The sequence below is a fragment of the Aquimarina latercula DSM 2041 genome (genome assembly GCF_000430645.1).
Lineage (GTDB): Bacteria > Bacteroidota > Bacteroidia > Flavobacteriales > Flavobacteriaceae > Aquimarina > Aquimarina latercula.
This window is the reverse complement of the sequence record NZ_AUMK01000013.1, coordinates 104,724-125,508: the sequence shown is the minus strand read 5'-3', so window position 1 is coordinate 125,508 and position 20,785 is coordinate 104,724. Positions and strand designations below refer to the sequence as shown.

Below are 20,785 nucleotides of genomic sequence, written 5' to 3'. Positions count from 1 at the left end.
CAATAAAGTTTTTTAGTTTACTTCACAATACCTATTTGTATACTATTGATTGTTATTGTTACACTTTTTGTTAAAAAAAATTAATTCCCAAACTCTGGCTTCTTAATTTGATTCCAAACTTTGATTTTATCTTCTTTGGTAATTCCACTTTTTACTTCAACATTAATCCCGTCACTAACACCTAACTCTACATCTCTATTTTCAAATTTTTGTTCTCCTATAGCTACTTCTACAAAAGGTTTTTGGGTTTTAGGATCATATTGGATAAGTGATTCCTTTAAAGCCATCACGCTATCGACTTTTGCTAAAATTATGGATGCATTAGCACTTAATCCAGCTCTTATAAAAGTTGTGTCTTTTTTATTTAAAGTTCCTTTTATTTCAAATTGAATTGCTCCATTTTCTTCTTTTCCTTTTGGTGCAATATAATCTAAAACCGCATCAAATTTTTTATTCTCTATGGCTCCTACCGTTATTTCTAAAGGTAAATTTTCTTTTATTTTTCCTACTTCACTTTCGTCAACATTACCCTCAAAAATCATCTGACCTACATCAGCAACCGCGGCAATTGTAGTTCCATCATTAAAGTTATTAGACTCTATAACCTGATTTCCTTCTTTTACAGGAACCTCTAGAATCATACCTGTTACAGTCGAACGAATTAAAGTATTTGCCGCACTTCCCAAACCTCTGGTAGTACCAGTTCTTACAATCTGATAATTCTGTTGAGCAGCTTCATAGTTCTGTTTTGATTGTTTGTATGTAACATCTGCACCATCAAATTCATTCGCCGATATTACTCCTTTGTCAAATAGTTCTTTCTGACGATTAAAAACCTTTTCTTGATTATCTAAATCTATTTTTGCAGTTTGTACTGCATTTTTAGCACTCTGTAAAGAAGATACATTAGGAATCACCCTAATTTTAGCTATTAAATCTCCTGACTTAATCTGATCACCAGCCTCGATATAAATTTCTTCTATTATTCCAGAAATGTTCGGCTTTATTAAAACCTCTTCTTTAGGAACTATACTTCCGGTTGCAACGGTTTTTTTTATAATTGTTTCTGTCGTGCTCTGCTCTGTTTTATAGGTAACAGGATCTTCTTGGTTTTTTTGATATAAATAATACAAGGCCCCTCCGAATATAACTACAATGAGAAGCAAAATAATAACAGTGATTGTTTTTTTCATTTTCAGTATTTATTGATTCTTTACTATTGTAACAGTAAATTTGATTGATTTTACATTTAATCTGCTCTTAAAGCATCTATTGGTTTAGTTTTTATAGCTACTTGCGCTGGTATCAAACCTGCTAACAGCCCACTAGAAATTAAAATTAACAAAGCTACGAAAACCACTGTAAGGTCCACACTAGGATTAGCAAACATGGTTTCATCACTTGCCGGCATTCCTTCTAACAGTTTATTTACCAAAAATATAACACCTGTAGAAACAGCAATACCTGTCATTCCTGATATGATTGTTAGAAAAATAGATTCTAATAATATTTGCCCTCGCACGGACCAAGGTGACGCTCCCAAAGCTCTACGAATACCAATTTCTTTGGTCCTCTCTTTTACTACAATCAGCATAATATTACTAATTCCAATGATCCCAGACAACAACACTAAAGTTCCAACAAAATATGCTACTCCCCTAAGTGCTATAAAAAGTCCATTAATTTTGCTAAATTCTTCATACAAATCGAAATTTCCAACTGCTCTATTATCTTCTGGGTGAATTGTATGATTCGTTTTCACAACATCGATAATACTTTTTTTAAGACTTGTAATTGAGTTATCATCCTCTGCGGTAATTGCCATCCAACCGACATTATCTGCACGATTAAAAGCTTGCGAAAAAGAAGTAAAAGGAACAAATATCTCTTTCTGACCTTGTTCACGGTCTCCATTATTAGATTTTTTCATGTAAGTTCCAATTACCATAAAACTTACTCCTTGTATTTTTATATACTCTCCTATTGGTTCTTCCCCAAATTTAAATAGCTCTTTCTTCACTCCTTCTCCAATTACTGCTACTTTTCTATTATTATCTATATCACCATAGTTAATAAACCTGCCAGAAGTAATTGTTATTGGATCTTGATTAATTATTTCTGGATAATCTCCATATACATTGAATGCACCTGCATTAAGACCTCTAATAACATTGTTTGTCCCACCAAAACCTCCTAATTGGTTTCTGGGTGATATATATTTCAATCCAGGAACCTTTTCTCTAATAGAGCCAACATCTCCTATCTTAAAATTATATCTTCTCCCTTTTGGTAATCCTTTATATGGCTTAGAAGCAACTTGAGTCCACATAAACATCGTATTAGTCGCTATATCTCCAAAACCGCGCTTAACACCATTTTCCAAACCTTTACCTGCTGCTAATAAAATAACAAGTATAAAAATCCCCCAAAACACTCCAAAAGCGGTAAGTAAAGTTCTAAACCAATTCGCTGTCAGCGCCTCTATAATTTCATTCCATCGATCTCTGTTAAACATATTATTCGTCTCTAAGTGCTACAATAGGTTTAATTTTTGCTGCTCTCCAGGCAGGAAAAAACCCTGCAATTGCTCCTGCAAAAATCAATATAAATACGGTCGTCAAAGCGACATTAAAATTAACCGAGGGACTAGATATAAAATCAGTTTTAATCATTGGGCCTAATAGCTCTAATAAAATTAATCCAAAAATTAATCCTGTAAACCCAGCAATAGCGGTCACAAATATTGCTTCGTGTAAAATCATCCCAATTATAGAAGAAGGCATTGCTCCTATTGCTTTGCGAATACCAATTTCTTTAGTTCGTTCTTTAACAATAATAAGCATGATATTACTTACACCTACTACTCCTGCAATAATTGTACACACACCTACCCACCAAAAAAATGCCTTAATCATAAAAATTAGACTATAGAACCTTTTAGCTTGTTCCAAAGAATTCCCTATACCAATAGCTCGTTCATCCGTAGGTGCTATTATATGCTTATTTTTCAAATATGTAGTTATTCCTGCAACGAATTCTTCTGACTTAGCAACAGCCGTTTCAAAATCTTTTTCTGGTTTAAGAGTATAAGACAAGTTGTTGATATTTTGCCCTCTATTAAATACTTGTTGCGCTGTGGTGGATGGAACAGAGACCTGTTCTTCTTCGCGTTCACCACCTTTATCAGTATATACTCCAACTACTTTAAAAGGGATATCATTTAATTTTATATACTTTCCAATAGGATCTTCATCATTTTTGAATAAAGCTTCCTTTACTTTGTTACCAATTGCTACAATTTTCCCTTTTTCATTAATATCTTGTTGATTAATGAATCTACCTGAAACCATTGATTGATTTTCTATAAATTGAAAACCCGGAAAAATCCCTTCTATCCTATAATTCCCTGACTCCTTTTTGTAAGAAATAACCGAATTCCATATTCTAACTCTAGAAGATTCATACTCGATCACATCCTCATTCGTTTTATGAATAAAGTCAAAATCCTCATTAGTCATACTAAAAAATCTCCCTGGATTTAAGCCTTTGTATTCTACAGAAGTTGGTCTTGTCCAAACCCAAATACTATTGGATGCATCCCCTTCAAATTCTTGAGAAATTCCATTCTGCATTCCCTGACCTACTCCAAGAAGAATCACTAGAATAAATATCCCTGAAGCAACTGAAAGTCCTGTTAAAAAAGTACGTAGTTTATTCTTAGCAATCGTATCAAATATTTCTTGCCAACGCTCTATATTAAACATATGAATTTGCTCTTACTTGTTCTACTATTCCATCATCAATGATAAGACCATCCTTAAGATTTACTATTCGTTTACTCATATGAGCTATATCTTCTTCGTGGGTTACAATAAGAATAGTTTTCCCTTCGTCATTAATTCCTTGTATTAACTCCATAACCTCATAAGAAGTTTTAGTATCGAGTGCTCCTGTAGGCTCATCTGCTAACAAAACCTTTGGCTCAGAAGCTAAAGCTCTAGCAATCGCCACACGCTGCTTTTGTCCTCCCGATAACTCATTCGGAAGATGAGTTGCCCAATCAGCCAAACCAACTTTTTCTAAATAATGAAGTGCTTTATCTGTTCTTTCTTTTCTCTTAATACCTTGATAATACAATGGCATTGCTACATTATCTAGCGCATTTTTATAATTAATAAGATTGAATGATTGAAATATAAACCCTAAGAATTTATTCCTATACCTAGCTGCTATTTTTTCATTCAAGTCTTTAATAGGTATGTTATCCAAAAAATAACTTCCTGTATCCGCTTCATCTAACATTCCAAGAATATTAAGCAACGTAGATTTTCCAGAACCCGAGGATCCCATAATAGCTACAAGCTCACCTTCTTTAACATTAAAATTGATTCCCTTAAGGACATGAAGGGAATTGCTTCCCATTTGGTAAGATTTATGTAAGTCTTTGATTTCAATCATAATACTAGATTAAGATTTAATAGACATCAAATGATGCCAGCTTCAATTTAAAACAAGACTTACACTATACGGTGTAATACATTATAATTGATGAATTTCTAGTCTCCCCTCTAGAAATAATTTAAATTGGTTAGTGTAGTCTTATACCATAAGACTTCTCCTACACCACATTCGTTACACTTCAATATGTTATGAATATGTTAAAGATTTAAAATCAAGAAAAATTAAAATAAAATCAGTCTTTGACAGGCTTCTTTTTATTTCTGTAAATGAAGTACCCTACAACCCCAATAAGAACATAAGGAACAATCATTAAATACACGATTCCATTGTTAATCCCTTTAGCTGTGTTTTGTCCTTCTTCACTTTCTAATACCGCTCTGCACATAGCACATTGCGCATCCATTGAAACTGTAAAGAATAACAACAAAACTAATATGTAGAATATTTTTGTTCTCATTTTGAAATATTATCTAAGTGAATATGATCAATTAGACTTTTAAATTTACGTATAATATGGTGAAATCATCAAATAAACTATTACCCCGGTAATTGCTACATACAGCCATATCGGAAATGTAATTTTTGCAATCTTCCCATGTCTATCAAAATTTTTAGCCAAAGCTCTAACATATGTTATTAAAACAAATGGGATCACAACAATAGATAAAACAATATGTGTAATTAGTATGAAGTAGTAAACATATTTAATCAATCCTTCTCCACCAAACTTTGTAGAATCACTTGTCATATGATATGCTACATACATCACTAAAAACAAAACAGAACATGTAATCGCAAATTTCATGAGATTTTCGTGTAATTGCAACTTCTTATTTTTAATAGCCCAAAGTGCTGCTATAAGAACCACAGCAGTCAATCCATTAATACTCGCATAAATTGGTGGCAAAAAGGTAAGCGGTTCAACATCATAACCCAATTTACGAAGGTTTACACCAAATAATGCTGCTACAGCTAGCGGTATTACTATGGACAATATAACAATCCATTTATTATATTTTTTTTCTACCTCAGAAGTACTTTTACTCATTTTCTTTTAATAACTTTTTAATATCCTCCAATAGGATTGTTACCTGTTCTTCTTCTCCGTTTTCGTCCTTTTTTTCATCAACTCCGATAGTTCCTCTATAATAAATGATAGGGTTTCCGGAGGCATCATAACGTGATCTAATGTAACCTTCTTGATCTATTAGTGCAAAATACCCATTATGTTCAAATCCTCCTGGAACCTCTGGGTTTTCTGCTGCATAAATATTAAAACCAGCATTAGCCAATTCATATAAATCTTCTCGCTCCCCTGTGAGCAAATGCCAATCTGGATTTACTATTCCATAATTCTCTGCATACTTTTTAAGAATCCGTGGTGTATCTCTTTTGGGGTTAATCGTAAAAGATGCAATTCCAAAATTTTGATAATCTTTAAGTTTATTTTGTAAATAAACCAGATTGCGACTCATTTTTGGACAGATAGTAGGGCAGCTAGTAAAGAAAAAATCTACTACATATACCTTTCCTTTATAATCATGATTAGTAATTAACAAACTATCCTGATTTAAAAATGCAAACTCCGGAACTTTTCTAGGCTTACCATTAATCTTTATGTATGAAAGTTTTTCATTAGCCACAGGATTATCCGCACTCATTCTATCATTTTTAACAATAGAAGTATCCTTTACTCTATTTACAATTTTAGGGATAAAAATGATCCCAAAAATCAGAATTATAAATGATATACCAACGTATGAATATTTTTTCATCCCTTATTTTTCTTTTCGATCTGCTTTATATTTCTTAAGAGCTAAACGGTACTCAGCTAAGATAACTTTTACGTCATCAACCATTACATTATTTAAATCCGCAACAGAACTAGTATCATATCCATAGACCTCTAACTCATTTTTCTCTTGATTCTCTTCTCTACCCCTTAGATTTACATTCTTATCTATAATAAAAACAAAATTAGAAGCATTTTTTTGATTGAGTTTATAAGGCGTCTGAAGTCCTTTAAACAAGCGTTGTACACTCTCAGGTGTTCCGAAAACAAATTTCCAACCGGATACATCAGTAATGTCATCTAACTCTTCTAAAAGATCTTTTACTGCATTCTCGCTACCATATGGCAATGCCATTACTAATTGAAAATCCCTGAATTCGCGATTTTTATTATAAATCTTTTGATTTAAATTAAAAACATTTCCTTTTTTATCCTGAATATCTTCTCCAAAAAAACCTAATATTGTAATCTTATCTTCTAATGTAATTTGTTCTCCTGTAAGGCTTTCAAAATCATCCAAATTTCCTATAGACTCTTTTAGCACAGGAAGTTTAGAAAAATTATCAACTGCTGAAGCAAAAAACAGATACATCACTATTGGTAGTATAAACAGTATTCCAAGAACTAAAAATTTTTTCATTAAATCGTTTACTTTACTTCGATTACAAAAATAAAAAAGACGGCTGAAAACAACCGTCTTTTACTATCTTTTATTATGCTTTTAACTTAAAAACACAAACGGATTTTAAATTAAAAGTCCCAGCTTTTGTGTCCAGCTTTAAATACTTCATAAATATAATCACCTTCTGTTAATAATATAAATATTAAATAACTGATAAGGAATACTGCTGTCCATACTACTGCTCTACGCAAACCTTTAGTTTCACCTTCCATATGCATAAAAGACCAAGTAATATAATACGCCTTATATATAGTAAGAATTATGAAAATCCAATTAAGTAATTTCATACTAATTACTGTAGTCTCTATCAAAAATGCGGGTTTAATAATACCCAAAATTACTTCTACTATCGTAACTACAGATAATAAAATAAATACTTTCCAGATTTTAGCCGTATTCGATTCGTGATGTGCTGTATCGTGTGCCATAATATCTATTATAAATTCTTTTAATTATTAAACTAGGTAGAAGAACGTAAATACGAATACCCAAACTAAATCTACAAAGTGCCAATAAAGCCCTACTTTTTCGACCATTTCATAGTTCTTCCTTCTCTCGTATGTTCCCAAAATCACATTGAAAAATATGATGATATTAATTACAACACCTGATAATACGTGAAATCCATGGAATCCAGTAATAAAGAAAAAGAAGTTAGCAAATAGAGGTGTTCCGTACTCGTTATGAACTAGGTTAGCTCCTTCTACGATACCAACAGCATCCGTATTCAATCTTCGTAAAGATTCTTCTCTAGATAATATTGTTTTTTCTCCTTTTTCAGTAAGTATCTGCGTTCTTATAAGAAGATCACTTCTTTTAGAAAACCCTTCTCTGATCTCATCAACAGTATATGTAGGTAGTGTACCTTCCTTATCATACCAAACACCCAATTTACTTTCATGCTGAAGCCTTTCTTTGTGATTATCCACTACAGCAATATCATGTAATGCCACTCTATGACCATCTTTATCAACAAATTGTAGTATTTGACCACCCTTTGTTTCGACAGCACCATATTCTCCTTTAATGAAATTTTTCCACTCCCACGCCTGTGAACCAACAAAAATAGCTCCTCCGATAATAGTAAGGAACATATATAGTATTACTTTCTTTTGTTTCATTTGATGGCCAGCATCAACGGCTAACACCATAGTTACAGAAGAAAATATCAATATAAATGTCATCAATGCAACATAGTACATTGGTGCATCTACACCATGAAGAAACGGAAAGTGATTAAACACTTCATCCGCTATTGGCCATGAATCAATAAATTTAAATCTTGAAAAACCGTAAGCAGCAAGAAACCCAGAGAATGTAAGCGCATCAGACAGGATAAAAAACCACATCATCATCTTACCATAACTCGCCTTGAGTGGTTGATTGCCTCCGCCCCAAGTTTTACCTTCTGTACCTGTATTAGTAACAGTTGTTTCCATATAAAGAATTTGGTATTGTTAAATTTTCCACAAAAGTAATCAATTTTATTATCTCACGAAATATAAAAATAAAAAGAGATAAACCCACAAAACATCTACGAAATGCCAATACATAGCACCCAGTTCTAAACCAAGGGTTTGCCCTCTTTTATACTTTTGTTTAAAATGATTATAAATTACGACTAAAAGTACTAGTAGCCCAACAATTACGTGAACTATATGTAATACTACAATGATATACAAAAAAGTTGGAACAATGTTAGCAGATGGCCCTGTAAAATAATAGCCTTGTGACATAATATCTTCAAAGCCCTGAAACTGCATAAAAACAAACAGTACTCCTAAACCAAATGTAGTTAACAATAATAATGTTGCTAAACCTCGGTTTTCATTATCAATAGCCTTTTTAGAAAGAAAAAAGGATATACTACTAGCTATAATTATCAATACACTTAAAATAAAAGCATTTGGAAAAACTAAGTCTGTTAACCAATCTTCTCTTGTTTTACTTACTACATAAGCACTGGTAAGACCAGCAAATGTCATGGTCATGCTAATCATAGCAAACCACATCATGGTCTTTTTTGCTCTTTTTTGTTTTTCGCTTGTTGTTCCTTGGGTTAAATCCATGCACGAATAAATTTATCTGCTACATATATAATCTGTAACAATGTAATATAAGACACACTAGCTAACATTAATTGTTTTGCTGTCTTAGCATCTTTGACTTTATATAAACGAATTGCATATCGCAATAAAAAAGCTCCTAATATTAGTATCAAAACTCCAGAAACAGGAGTAATATATAATTTACCAGTAACACCAAACACTGGTATTAGTGAAGTTACTACTGTCCAAACAGTATATATAACAATCTGCGTTGCTGTACTTTTATCCCTTTTACCGGTAGGCAACATAAAGAAACCTCCTTTTTTATAATCATCAAACAAGAACCAACCTATTGCCCAAAAATGAGGGAATTGCCAAAAAAATTGTATCATAAACAAGGTGCCAGGTTCTATTCCAAAATCATTAGTAGCTGCAACCCAACCTAACATAAACGGAATAGCACCAGGAATAGCGCCTACAAATACAGACAAAGGCGTTTTCGTTTTTAACGGTGTATATAGACTTACATAAATAAATATAGAAATCGCACCAAACATTGCTGTTTGAGGATTAATAAAATACAGCACGGAAATACCAGAAATAGTAAAAACCGCTGCTATAATAAATGCGGTATTAACAGACATTCTTCCAGATGGAATAGGCCTATTTTTGGTCCTATCCATTAAAACATCTAAATCTCTCTCTATAATTTGATTAAAGGCATTAGAGGCTCCAACCATAAAATATCCTCCTATTGATAAAAGCAGCAGTGTACTCCAAGAAATAGTATCTACTCCTAAAAGATAACCAGCTACAGAAGAGAACACTACACTTAATGCCAAACGCATTTTAGTGATCTCTTTAAAATCCTGAATAACAGAAACTTTGGCAGTATCGACTTGGGTTATACTCAAATTTTGCACGTTAACTAAATGTCTTTTTAAAAAAGTTGTGCAAAGATATGCCTTAAATGGATTATAGACAACTTATAACTATTTATAATTCACCTTTTAACAACTGTTTTATCTTAATACAGTCATTTAACCTTAATTAAAAGACTAATTATGAAGCATGATTAACTTTTAGAAAAAATACACTTTTAAAGAAAACCCATCTATCCAAGACAAATGGGTTTTTAAAACTTAATTTTGAATTTTAAATGTAATTGGTAAAATATATTTAACCTTAACAGGCTCTTTTCCTATCTTCCCAGGTCTCATATTCGAGAATTTTTTCACTACTCTTCTTGCTTCTTTTTCTAAAGCCGGGTGTGGCGCTCTAACCATAACCTCATTTATAACACCATCTTTATCCACTTGAAACTGAACGTGAATCCTTTGCAAACCCTTAAGACCATAAATTGCTCCTAGATCAGCATTAAACTTTTTTGAAACGATTCGTTTAATTTTACCAGAAAGACAAGATATTCTTTCATCATTAGTACTTAAACCTTCACATCCTGGATAAATAGGTGCTATTGCAACTTTATCAATGTCATAAATAATTTCCTCTTTATCAACTACATCAGAAATAGAATCAACCGGAACTTCTTTAGAGTTTGAATCACCTCCTTCTTCGATTAGTGCTTTTTCAAACTTTTGCAAAACAATATCATCATCGACCTTTTTTAGCTTTATCCAATCCGGCTCTTTTATCGTTTTTGTTTTAACTACAACCTTTTTCTCAGTCTTTTCTTCGACCTTAAAAACATCCATTGTAAAACTTACATCTTCCTTTTCGTTAGAGGCAACATCAGGAGGATCTACAACAGAAATAGAAGTATATGTCTGGAACATCACATAAGTGAATAATAGGCTTGCTATAAGCCCAATTTGAAAGTTTACCAATGTACTTTTTCGTACATTCGCATCATGCTTGTTACTCATACTATTTAGTTTTAACGTTACAATTAAAATCTGGATCAACAAGCATACCAAAAAAGAATCCCGTTTACGATTATCGTAACGGGATTCTCATATTATATATCAACTATACTTAATCCTGAATCTTAAATACTATAGGCAATTGATATTTTACCGTCACTGGTGTTTGACGTTGTTTTCCAGGAGTCATTGTTGGAAATAAACGAATTACTCTCTCTGCTTCTTTTTTTAGTTTTGGATGTGGGGCTCTTACTTGTATATTCTGAATCGTACCATCTGCTGCCACATCAAATAAAGCATATATTCTCTGCACTCCACTAAGTCCATAATCACTTCCTATACCCGTATTAAATTTTCTAGAAATGATTTTACTAATCTTCTCAGAAAAACAGGCTGCTTTTTCTTTATTCGTTTTTAAGCGTTCACAACCAGGAAAAATAGGCACATCCTCTACTACTGAAAAAGGTACATTCTCAGGAATTTCCTCCTCTTCCTTATCCTCTATTGCATCCGGATTAAATGAAGCTGTCTCCTCAGGCTCTTCATTCTTAAACTCTTCCGCTACATCATCTAAAGTCACATCATCTTCTACAACTTCAAAATCCGTTGGATCCGGAATAGGCACAGGTTTCTTTTGTGCAACCACTTTTTGCTCTGGCTCTTGATAAACCTCAAATGCTCCATCCCAAACAAATGACTCATCTTCTAAAACTACTTCTTTATCTGAAGCTTTATTGATAGGCTGTGAGGTGTACACCTCAAACATCACATAAGTGAATAATAGACTTGCTACAAGTCCAATCTGAAAGTTTACCAATGTACCCTTTCGCACATTAGCATCATGCTTGTTACTCATATTATTTAGTTTTAACGTTACAGTTAATTCTAAACACAACAAGCATACCAAAAAAAGAATCCCCTTTGCAAAAATTACAAAGGGGATCTAATATTTTAAAAAAGTATTTTACTTAATCCTGAACCTGGAAAACAATCGGTAAAGAATACAGTACACCTACTGCTTTACCTCTTTGCTTACCTGGTGTCATTTTAGGTAACATTTTTATAACTCTTTGAGCTTCTTTTTCTAATCTTGGGTGTGGTCCTCTCGCTTGAACACCAACAATCTTACCAGTTCTATCAATTTTAAAACGAACATATATTCTGTTCACTCCAGAAAGACCTAGTTCACTTCCTAATTCTGTATTAAATTTACGGTTAACAAATTTCTTAACCTTATCACTCATACATTTCTTCTTTGCAGTATTACCAGCTTCTTTTTCACAACCTGGAAAAACTGGTACGTTTTCAATTACAGCAAAAGGAACGTCCGCAATTTCTTCTTCCTCTTCAACATCTTCTACTTCTTCTACCTCAACAATCTCTTCTTCCTGATTAGTTTCCGTAGATTCTATAATAGTTTCCTCTACCTCTTCTTCATCCTCAACAACATCAATAATTTCTGGTGCTGGTGGTGGAGGTGGTGGAGGTGGTGGAGTATTTAAATTTTGAGTAATAGGAACTTCCTCTTCCTCTAATTCATCAAGGTTAACTTGACCTATGTCGATATTACTTCTATCATAGGTTTTCCACTCTATACTTTGCCAAGTGACAAACAAAACTAAAATTAGTCCCAATTGTAAAAATAAGGCACTTTTTTTGGTCAAATCTGCTTTCGGATTTTTCTTCGGTTCCATACTACAATGTTATTATATGATTGCTAAAATAGCTAATTTCTTTTGTAATTTCCAATTAAACGTAAAAATGTAAACCTAAAAATCCATTTTTTAACTTTTAAGCACACATCATATCTACTTCATAAAACGTGTAAAATGCCACAAAATCAATATTTACGACACTTTCATCCTAAAGCTAACTAATTTATTTTTAAGCACTACCATTACTATTACTGCCAAAATAATGCCAGAAGTATTTGCTAAAACATCATTCCAATCAGAATTTCTGTAGCTTGTTAATACAGCTTGAAAAAATTCCATTAACAATCCAAACAGGAATCCAAAAATAGCTGATAACCATAAACTCTTTGAAAAACTCATTGGTTGCTTTCTTGAAAAAAAGAAAGGTAAAAACCAAACAATTGCAAATACAAAATATGCTAAAAAGTGTCCGATTTTATCACTTCCTTCAACCTTAATATCAATTGGAATAAAAACTTTTGCTAAAGATAACCAAGTTATCACACAGGTATACAATACCGCTAGCACAAGCAAATATCTACGCACCGATAAGCTCTTTGTACCCATCAGCAGATAAAAGATCATCTATTTGAGATGCGTCTGCTATTTTAATTTTTACCATCCAACCATCACCATATGGATCATTATTAACTAATTCAGGATCGCTCTCTAAAGTCTCATTGAATTCTGTGATTTCTCCTGTTAATGGTAGAAATAAGTCTGAAACTGTTTTAACAGCTTCTACTGTTCCAAAAACTTCTTCTTGCTCCAGCTCTTCACCAACTGTCTCAACTTCTACATAAACGATATCACCTAATTCACCTTGTGCAAAATCAGTAATCCCTACTGTAGCTATATCTCCATCAATCTTGATCCATTCGTGATCTTTTGTATATTTTAATTCTGAAGGAATATTCATCCGAAATAGTATTTATATGTTGTTATTATTTTGAAGACGAAAATAAATTTATTTTATCAAATTTTAGAAAAACAGCTTTAAAATTTATAAAAATTTAATTATTCACTGATTGAATAGAAAAAAAGCAACAAATCTTTTCTAATATATTACAATCTATCCTTATTAGTTTCCAAAATTATACCTTAATGTAAAACCTCCTCTAATTGTAGTTTGCGGGAAAGCTGTAGAAATTGAATACTTAGAAAAAGTATGATCATAAAACAGTAACGCCGTTAAGTTTTTACTTAATGCGTAATCTGTGGTAAACTTAATACCATATATATCCTGTCCCGCAGTAACTTGCGTATTATCTATATCTAAATATCTAATTATCGTTTCATTCTGACGCAATGATAAATCAGCTCTAAAATTAAGATCACTTTTTAAAGTAGTCTTTTTCCCAGCAATCTTAGTAACAAAAGTTAGATCTTGCACCCTATACCCAAGACCTATAATATATTCATTACCCTGAATCTCCGTAAGTAAATTATTATCAAAACTTAGTGAAAGCGCTCGATCTTTTTTCCATTCGGCAAGAATTTTTATAGAATTTTTCATTTCCATATCTAGCCTAATCAATGGACTAAATTGCTCCGTAAGATTAACATTAGCATATAATTCAGGATTCTTAAAATTATCTCCTTGATCTAATTCATCTGGATTATTAGGATTAAATTCTAGGTTTGTCTGAAATTGATTAATCGTATAATTAGCGCGATATCCGTGTGCCATTGAGAACCTCTTGAAACGTTTTTTAAACCATTTTAAGTTCATCAAACCAGTATATTTAATATCCCAATTAGGTAGAGGAACATCTCGGAATGCTCCTTTCTGAACATTTTGAGGATCTGCTCCTGTATACGCTGCTAGGAACGCAGGCAAAAGAACCGCTTGATTCGTAGGACCTAGACCAACCGGAAAATTATTTCCAGTTCCTGGATCTATTCCTCTTTCCAGCGCTAAACGCCTTGCTATAATGAGCCTATTTTCTCGAAACTTATCGAAAGTTTCTGAGTTAAACTCGTCACTTTTCTTAAACGCAGTCCCAATTAACAAAGTGGAAACAGTATAGTTACCAAAAGTATTACCTGTTAAAGACGAATATGGATTATCTAAATTCATGTTCCCATCAAAATTATCCTCTACATCTAAATTAACTCTATAATTCTCCGTATATGTTTCGGAATAATTTCTATTGGCACTAATATCTATCTTAAGATCCTTAAGCAAGTCTACTGAAGCCTGTATATTCAATTGTCTTCCTTCTACCTCTCGATATTGCTGATTAAAATCCTGATACAAGGTTAACCATCCATTTCTTGCAGCTAAATCCCTTATCTCTGCTTGACTACCAAATGTAAAACCAACCGTAGGTTTTAAAGTTCCAACAAATCCTGGTTCACGAACATAACCTGGCAAGAAAATACCGTTATCCTGTTGATAATTAATATTAACTTTCTTAACCGCAGTCACCAGACCTATTGCAGTATTAAGCACTTTATCTCCTATAGTAAGTTTACCAGATTTCTTTTTAGTTCTTTTCTTGGAATCAGCTAAAGCCGGTTTAGCAGTATCTTTACCATCAGCTTCTTTTGATTGCTTCTTTTTCTTTGCTCTATTCCTTCCAGGTTTCTTCTTGGTTAAACCAACATATTTATACAAGGTTCCCATATCTAAAGAACCATTTACAGTATGAATATTTGCATTCTGTATTGTATTACCCAAATCAGGTATCCCATCCAGATTCTTCAGAGCTTCACTTCCTTTAGTCCACTGAAAATCTGCAGAATAAGAATATGTTGTTCTCAAGAATTTTAACAATGGAATTTTATTAAAAGGAATCTCATAATTAACCTGCAACTGTTGACTATGGAAGTTGGGATCTCCTACATCAAACAAACCACTCCAAACACCAATAGAATCATCTACATTACCATCATCATCGATAAAATTCTTTACAATTCTATTATTCGCCGAATTAAAACTAAAATTAAGTGATTTTGTTAAGTTGTAATTAATACCGAATTGCCAATCAAACAAGAAATTACGTTGAGTAAGTGCAGGCAACCTTAAATCATTTGGGCCTAGTGTTATATCTCTAAACACTTGCTCATTAAACTGTCTGGTAATATTAGAGTTAACTGAAATACTAGTCGGCAAAAGATTAAAGTTAAAATCCTTAATTAAATCAAAATACTTACTCCTACCTAAAAACTTTATCTTTTTAAAAGGTTCAACTTCTTTCGGCTGAAAACTAAAATCATATGTTCCACCTAAACGAACACTCTGATCCAATGAATTTTCTATTTCAAAATCATGATGATCAGTTTGATTGTATGTTCCCGAAAAAGCTAAATTTTCTACATCATAAGGCATTGGCTTACTATCACCAGTTCTATCTTTTCTAAGCCCTATAACATTAAAACTTTGTCTTTTTGTATAATTTACAGATTGTCTTCTTATTCTTTCTTTTTCTTCCGGATCTGTCTCATTATCCAACCTATCTTGTAATTCTAAATCTAAAAATTCTGGATCATATTGTGGTGTAATTAACTCTTCTCCTCTACTATAGTTAAAAGGCACTTGTAATCCCCATTTCTTAGGTAGTAATTGACCCAAGTTTACATTGGTAGTAAGATCGTACTGTTTAACATCTTCAATACTTCGTTCGTTTGGTCCTTGTTCTATACCCCCAAAACCTATTGTACTAATCCTACCAGAAGCACTAACGGTTGCAAAATCAGCTATATTAGCATCCATACTACCCACAGTAGCCCAACCTCCACGGTTTTTAAGATCACTTAAACGCATTTCGTTAAACCAAACAGAACCAGATTCATTTGTATTACTAGCGTTCTTAACTCCAACCATCATCACCTGAATATCACCAAAATTTGGATTTCCTTTTATTCCAACTCTTAGATTATTTGGTCCATCAAAAAAGTTAAGATTTGAACTATTTAAAGAACCATCTCCTATTACTGTGGCTTTTACTTCCTGAAGGAATTCTAAAGGAAGGTTTAATCTATTCCCTTCAGGCCATACTTGATCAGGAACCCTTGTATTCAAATCAGAAACTTGAAGCGGTAATTCTATCTGATAAAAGTTATTCGTAAAGTCATTACCCATCCTTACAAAAGCGACTAACTCATCATTTGCTAATGAAGATTGCCCAGAAAGGTTTTCTGCATGTAAGAATAGCTCAAGGTTTTCATATTGACGCATGTCTACATTAAAATTCTTGTAAACACCTCTAGAATCATCAGTTTGTAGATCATTTACTGTTAAAGCTAATGATCTTTCATCTTCTCTTATTGTGGTATTATTATTTATCAACTCTTCCCTTCTTACTCCAGGAGGAGTCACATAATTAAAAGTCTCTTCCTCACTAACAGAAGTTACCAAGACTTCATTATCCCCAAAAATATTTAATCCACTTGTAGGATCATTCGTAACATTTCCAAGCTGAACGTACCTTCTATAATCTCCTCGAACAAGATCCAACGTCGCAAATCTTAATATTACCGGCTCATCAAAATCAGTAACTACCATACGCATAAACCTGATAGACCTAAAATCACTAATATTCCTAGCATTCGTAGGCTCATAAATTGGAACTTTAAAACGAATCCACCTAGTTCGTCTATTTACACCATTAAGAATTGATCTTTCATTTATATCAGGTACATCATTACCTACACCCATGCCAGGGAAGATTGGTATTTCGTACTCAAAATAACTATCGATAGTATTCATAGTATTATCGCGATTCACATCCTCTGCTGTTGGAAACGTAGTATTACCCCTATCTTCATTAGAAACGCTGGTTGGCGAGTTCCCTTGTGTACCATTATAATCATTATAGCGCTGCACTATATCTCCTTCCGCTTGCAAAAAATATCTGTAATTATCATTTGCCGGATCATTAGGATCGAAATTGGGAAATGAAGCTATTTCTTCTGCATCACTCAATCCGTCATATCCAGCATCTTGATTTACTCTTGCTTGACCTTCTGAATCAAACGCATAAATCAAAGATTGACTAACCGGAACCTTACCAAAATCCGTAGGAGAAGTATCAGTATCCGTGCCATCTGCAGGGAGTCCATTTTCGTATTGCTTTCTTCCATCTTTTAAAACATCCTCACTAATATTACCAAGGTTAAAAACAATTGTACCACTTGTAGCTTGAGTTAATGGCTCTTGACCATCTCCCGGATCAAAAAATGGATCCATCAACCAAAATTCTATAAACTCAACATTAGATTGTTCAAAATTAGTAGATGTCAATTGACGAGTTATTCCTGCAAAATTATCTTCAGGATTCGGTAATATATTATCAGAAGCAGCTTGATCATTATAATTATAAGGACCACGTTCTGATGGTCTATAATGAAGATCTAAAGGGAATAACGACAATGTCTGTCCAGGCGGCCTATCTGTTTCAGGGAAAATTTCATCTAAAAAAACCCTTCTTGCTGGATTAAATTCTTCATCTTCATCGGAAATACCACTAGGCCTATCATTTGTATAAAATATGGGATCAACTGTATACCAAGATAAATCTGCTCTTCTAAATCCTGATTCAATTCCATCTAGAACTGCATCACTACTTCTAGAATCAAAACCAATTGGCACACTAGATAATTCCCAAGATAATGCAGAACTCACATCAATTTGTGTCTGCGCTCCTTCAAAATCATCTATATAAGTCGTTACTTTCCCTCCAAAATCCGCACCTTTGGGAGCACCAGCAATCAAATAAGCACCTTCTGCTCTAACAGAAACATTAGAAGGTACATCTGTATCTATATTAGGTAACTTATTAACCATCCTAGTTAGGAATGGAACTTCCGTAGAGTAATTAACATTAAAACCTAACAAGGTATTGTTTATAGGTTCAAAGTCGTAACTAGATTTCTGAGTAATCGGCCTTTCATTAAGATTTAAATAGGTTCCACCAAGAATAAAATTATCACTGAATTTATGCTCTATATTAACTCCTGTAAAACGTTTAGTTTGCTGTCCAAACACAGCATTATTTTCGGTAGAAACCTGAATTGGAGTATTAGAAGCCAATAGGGCTTCATCTAATATATTAACCCTACCTAATTGATAGTTTACAGTATAATCTACACCTTCTTGTAGCGTTCTTCCACCTGCAGTAACCGTAACAGATCCCTGCGGAACATTAAATGCTCCTAAAGGTATTCCATCTTGCCCAGAGGATTTATACCTACCTTTTAGTTGAAAATATTTATTTTCGGCAGCTTGTTGATCTGCTATTACTTTTGTCTCTGTATATAATTCTCTAAATACATATTTACTTTGATTTCCATTATAATTTAATGGATTATTATAATCATCAGGGTTAGTAATTCCGTCATTATCTAATTTATTAAAAAGATGCTGTCCGAAAGGTTCTACGGTTGTAAAAATCACTCTTCCATTTTCTGGATCAATGGTTAATCCAGGAACATAATCAAAGAAACCATCTCCCGAACCATCAGCTCCCTGCACTGGGTCATTATTAGGATTTAACCTATCCATATTAAAAACACTCAACAACCTTGTCTCTGCAACATCATCAGGAAGCACTGTTGTTGCACCCTCTGCCTGTGTAATATAATTCACTGGAGACGGATTGGTATACACTATATTTAATCTAAAATCTTCTGAATTTAATCTAAAAGCTCCTGTACTGTAGATGTTTTTCATCATCAGATCCCAAATCGGAAGATCTACATTAGTTATAGGACTTTTTAGCATTTTCACTACCAAACTATTACTAGAACCTGCTTCAATACCAGTACCTGAATCATCTCCGATAGTAGCATCCACACCATCATTTGCGAACTCCCCTACCTGAAACACTTCTCCTCCAACGGTGTATTGAAAAGCAACAGCGAGAACTTCGTCGTTATTTAATTTTTGATTTAAAGATATATACCCCAATTGTGTATTTAGCGTATACTCGCTTTGATTTAATTGTCGCGCATTTTCTAAAACCGCATAATCAAATCCCTCGTTAAATCCTGAGATTGCACCTGTAAAACCTTGTTGCACAGTTGGTATCTGACGAACAGCATCCGTAATAGGTCCTCCAGGACCTATTGCAGAAGGATCTAAATCATTATTTCCATTATCAGGAAAAGATCCTGCTGGCTGATTAAACAAAGAAACTGGTATTGTAAAATTACCCGTATCAGGAGATTCTCCTAAATCCTGAATTGCAACAATATTTCTCGCATCTGTTAGCGTTTGTGCACTCGTAGCTCTATTCGTTAACCAAACCTCTATCCTAGTAATTTGAATATTATTATTAATAAAAGGATAATTAGTTAAAGCTTGATCATAAGTATCTCTAAAATAATGAGATAAAAAGTAGTGCCTATTATCATCATACTCTAAAGCAAAAATTTCAAAATCTTCTACGGTTCCTCCTCCCTGAACATTTACGGATCTTGTTTCTGACCTTTGTTCAGAATATACAGCAGTAACACTAGTTTTACCAAACTGCAATCCAAGTTTTGCTCCAAAAAGACTCTGAGATCCTTGAATTAATGAGTTATTAATTGGCATTGTAACATTACCAATTTCGATACTTCTTATGATATCATCTTCCGTAGGAGTATATTCTAACTTTATTTGATTTTGAAAATCAAAGGTTGATTCTGTATCGTAATTTGCGGTAATCTGCAATCTTTTTCCAACTTTACCCAACAAACTAAGACTAATTCTTTGATCAAAATCAAACGTAAAATTACTTCTGTTTCTTGGTGAAAACGCTGGATTATCTTGTTTTGTATACAAAATTCCCAAATCCATTTCAACAGATCCCTGGGGTATTATCTCAATTTCATTTCCGCCGAAAATCGATTCAAAAAAGTTTGAGTTTACATAAAAAATAGGGAGAAGATTTTTACGCTTCTCTTCGCTCCCGTCTGTTTTTCCACTAAAAGCGCTTATTTTTTCTTTAAAGTAATCTCTTCTTTGTTCTTGTTCAACTAGAGCTTCAAATTCTTCTGGAGTAAGAAATAAGGGATACCTAACATTAAACGACCCTAACATTTCACGATATATATAGCGATTTGTTATTGGATCATACTCATACTTGGCAACTATACTATTAGGATCTGGTAAAGAAATTTCTCCTAAAGAAAATGTAGTACTTGTGGAATCTCTTACTGTTTCATTCTCTTGACCGAAAAGTACTCCCCCATATAGTGCGATTAAACAAACTAGTCTTTTCAAAAATTTAAAATAT

Annotated in this window: 18 protein-coding genes; all 18 read right to left on the bottom strand. The window is 33.2% G+C overall.

Translation table 11 applies throughout. The features are described from left to right. Nucleotides 1–80 precede the first annotated feature (80 nt). A complete protein-coding gene (locus tag H526_RS0113335) occupies nt 81–1,193 on the bottom strand; it encodes an efflux RND transporter periplasmic adaptor subunit (protein ID WP_027393464.1) in 1,113 nt (370 codons plus the stop codon). 56 nt (nt 1,194–1,249) lie between these two features. Next, a complete protein-coding gene (locus tag H526_RS0113330) occupies nt 1,250–2,515 on the bottom strand; it encodes an ABC transporter permease (protein ID WP_027393463.1) in 1,266 nt (421 codons plus the stop codon). Nucleotide 2,516: 1 nt separating this feature from the next. Then, complete coding sequence (locus H526_RS0113325) at nt 2,517–3,764, bottom strand: ABC transporter permease (protein ID WP_027393462.1); 1,248 nt, start codon at nt 3,762–3,764, stop codon at nt 2,517–2,519. After that, nucleotides 3,757–4,458, bottom strand: coding sequence for an ABC transporter ATP-binding protein (locus H526_RS0113320; RefSeq protein WP_027393461.1), 702 nt, complete (start codon nt 4,456–4,458; stop codon nt 3,757–3,759). Before H526_RS0113320 ends, H526_RS0113325 begins: the two co-directional genes overlap by 8 nt. A gap of 235 nt (nt 4,459–4,693) precedes the next feature. Continuing rightward, nucleotides 4,694–4,918 (bottom strand): hypothetical protein, encoded by a 225-nt coding sequence (locus tag H526_RS0113315; RefSeq protein ID WP_027393460.1) that lies wholly within the window; start codon nt 4,916–4,918, stop codon nt 4,694–4,696. A 45-nt stretch (nt 4,919–4,963) separates the two neighbouring features. Next, nucleotides 4,964–5,509, bottom strand: coding sequence for a DUF420 domain-containing protein (locus H526_RS0113310; protein ID WP_027393459.1), 546 nt, complete (start codon nt 5,507–5,509; stop codon nt 4,964–4,966). After that, entirely contained in the window at nt 5,502–6,236 is a 735-nt protein-coding gene (locus H526_RS0113305; protein ID WP_027393458.1) for an SCO family protein, read from the bottom strand. The genes H526_RS0113310 and H526_RS0113305 overlap by 8 nt, the downstream gene beginning before the upstream one ends. 3 nt (nt 6,237–6,239) lie before the next feature. After that, nucleotides 6,240–6,893 carry a hypothetical protein gene (locus tag H526_RS0113300; RefSeq protein ID WP_027393457.1) on the bottom strand — a complete coding sequence of 218 codons (654 nt, stop codon included), beginning with the start codon at nt 6,891–6,893 and terminating at the stop codon, nt 6,240–6,242. Between the two features lie 110 nt (nt 6,894–7,003). Then, nucleotides 7,004–7,363, bottom strand: a complete 360-nt coding sequence (locus H526_RS0113295) for a cytochrome C oxidase subunit IV family protein (protein WP_027393456.1) — start codon at nt 7,361–7,363, stop codon at nt 7,004–7,006. Between the two features lie 27 nt (nt 7,364–7,390). Next, nucleotides 7,391–8,374: a cytochrome c oxidase subunit 3 gene (locus H526_RS0113290; RefSeq protein ID WP_027393455.1), complete on the bottom strand. Its 984-nt coding sequence runs from the start codon at nt 8,372–8,374 to the stop codon at nt 7,391–7,393. A gap of 48 nt (nt 8,375–8,422) precedes the next feature. Then, nucleotides 8,423–9,004 carry a cytochrome c oxidase subunit 3 gene (locus H526_RS0113285; protein WP_027393454.1) on the bottom strand — a complete coding sequence of 194 codons (582 nt, stop codon included), beginning with the start codon at nt 9,002–9,004 and terminating at the stop codon, nt 8,423–8,425. Then, nucleotides 8,995–9,897 carry a heme o synthase gene (cyoE, locus tag H526_RS0113280; protein WP_027393453.1) on the bottom strand — a complete coding sequence of 301 codons (903 nt, stop codon included), beginning with the start codon at nt 9,895–9,897 and terminating at the stop codon, nt 8,995–8,997. The genes H526_RS0113285 and cyoE overlap by 10 nt, the downstream gene beginning before the upstream one ends. Before the next feature lie 228 nt (nt 9,898–10,125). Further along, nucleotides 10,126–10,869 carry an energy transducer TonB gene (locus H526_RS29140; protein WP_027393452.1) on the bottom strand — a complete coding sequence of 248 codons (744 nt, stop codon included), beginning with the start codon at nt 10,867–10,869 and terminating at the stop codon, nt 10,126–10,128. A gap of 109 nt (nt 10,870–10,978) precedes the next feature. After that, nucleotides 10,979–11,722 carry an energy transducer TonB gene (locus H526_RS0113270; RefSeq protein ID WP_027393451.1) on the bottom strand — a complete coding sequence of 248 codons (744 nt, stop codon included), beginning with the start codon at nt 11,720–11,722 and terminating at the stop codon, nt 10,979–10,981. A 112-nt stretch (nt 11,723–11,834) separates the two neighbouring features. Then, nucleotides 11,835–12,560, bottom strand: a complete 726-nt coding sequence (locus H526_RS0113265) for an energy transducer TonB (RefSeq protein ID WP_027393450.1) — start codon at nt 12,558–12,560, stop codon at nt 11,835–11,837. Between the two features lie 153 nt (nt 12,561–12,713). Beyond that, nucleotides 12,714–13,064 (bottom strand): VanZ family protein, encoded by a 351-nt coding sequence (locus H526_RS29135; protein WP_211237838.1) that lies wholly within the window; start codon nt 13,062–13,064, stop codon nt 12,714–12,716. Between the two features lie 34 nt (nt 13,065–13,098). Next, nucleotides 13,099–13,479 carry a glycine cleavage system protein GcvH gene (gene gcvH / locus H526_RS0113255; RefSeq protein WP_027393449.1) on the bottom strand — a complete coding sequence of 127 codons (381 nt, stop codon included), beginning with the start codon at nt 13,477–13,479 and terminating at the stop codon, nt 13,099–13,101. 162 nt (nt 13,480–13,641) lie between these two features. Next, nucleotides 13,642–20,772 carry a T9SS outer membrane translocon Sov/SprA gene (gene sov / locus H526_RS0113250; protein ID WP_027393448.1) on the bottom strand — a complete coding sequence of 2,377 codons (7,131 nt, stop codon included), beginning with the start codon at nt 20,770–20,772 and terminating at the stop codon, nt 13,642–13,644. Nucleotides 20,773–20,785: the final 13 nt, after the last annotated feature.